Annotated in this window: 1 protein-coding gene; it reads left to right on the top strand. The window is 61.8% G+C overall.

Annotated elements, in window-relative coordinates:
- Positions 1 to 1,292: IS701 family transposase (locus tag Q1J43_RS00120; RefSeq protein WP_301100250.1), on the top strand; the 1,292-nt coding region annotated here is incomplete at its 5' end.
- Between the last annotated feature and the right edge of the window lie 110 nt (positions 1,293 to 1,402).

The raw sequence follows: 1,402 nt of genomic DNA, 5'->3' as shown, positions 1-1,402 counted from the left end.
TGGGAAACGAGGCCGAGTTTGAGCGCTATCTTGAGCATCTGTGCGAGGTGTTGGGCCGTGCTGAGCGGAGTACCGGCTTGAAAGACTATTGCCGTGGGCTGATGTTGCCGATCGCGCGCAAGAGTGTCGAGCCGCTGGCGGCCTTTGCTGATCCCTTGCATGTGGCGTCCAAGCATCAATCGCTGCACCACTTTGTGTCGACCTCGCCGTGGTCGGATACGGCGGTCATGAAGCGGGTGCGTGACTGGGTCATGCCGACGTTGGGCTTGGAAAGTGGGCGTTACTGGATCGTCGATGACACGGGCTTTCCGAAGAAGGGGAAGGATTCGGTCGGTGTTGCACGGCAGTATTGCGGCCAGTTGGGCAAACAGGACAATTGCCAGGTGGCGGTCAGTTTGTCGCTGGCGAGCGTTCAGGGCAGCGTCCCTATCGCGTACCAACTCTATCTTCCCAAGGAGTGGGCCGCCGATCCGACGCGGCGCAAGACAGCGAGTGTTCCTGAAGACATCACGTTCGCGACCAAGCCCGCCATCGCGTTGGCACAGATGCGTCAGGCCATAGCGGCGGGCGTTCCGCCGGGCGTCGTTCTGGCGGATGCCGGCTACGGTGACGAAACTGCGTTTCGCGACGGGATCACTGAGCTGGGCATGCTTTACGCGGTGGGCATTCGCCCGGCGACAACGGTATGGGCGCCGGGGACGGCACCGCTGCCACCCAAAGCCTGGTCCGGTCACGGCATACGGCCGACACGACTGCGCCGGGAACCCGGGCACGAACCCGTTGCAGTGAAGACGCTGGCCATCGCCCTGCCGTCGGAAGCCTACAGCACGGTCACTTGGCGGGAGGGAAGCAACGCCGATCTCTCCTCTCGATTCGCCGCCGTGCGCGTTCGACCGGCACATCGCGATTACCTCAGCACGGAGCTACGCCCCGAGGAATGGTTGCTGATCGAATGGCCGGAAGGTGAGGCAGAACCAAGCAAATACTTTCTCTCGACCGGCCCGGGCGACGCCACGCTGGAGCAACTGGTCTTCGTGACCAAGATGCGCTGGCGCATCGAGCGCGATTACCAGGAACTCAAGCAGGAGTTTGGCCTCTCTCACTACGAAGGGCGAGGCTGGCTTGGTTTCCATCATCACGCCACCCTCTGTATCGCGGCCTACGGCTTCCTCGTTGCTCAACGCCTCAGCCAAGACGGCTCCAAAAAAAACTGCGCTCGACCAGAAACACCTTCGTTACCCGCAGATTACGTCCCTCGCGGCCACCGGACGAGCGCAGCGGCATGTACCTGACTCGATTCCAACGCTGCGATTCCTCATCGCGCAAGCCATCGCCCGCAAACTTCAGCGCTGTCCGTGCTGTGGAGCAGGCAATCATGCCATGTGACACAGTAAGACTAGCA

Source organism: Propionivibrio sp., from assembly GCF_029255185.1.
Classification (GTDB): domain Bacteria; phylum Pseudomonadota; class Gammaproteobacteria; order Burkholderiales; family Rhodocyclaceae; genus Propionivibrio.
This window is presented reverse-complemented; position numbering and strand designations above follow the sequence as displayed.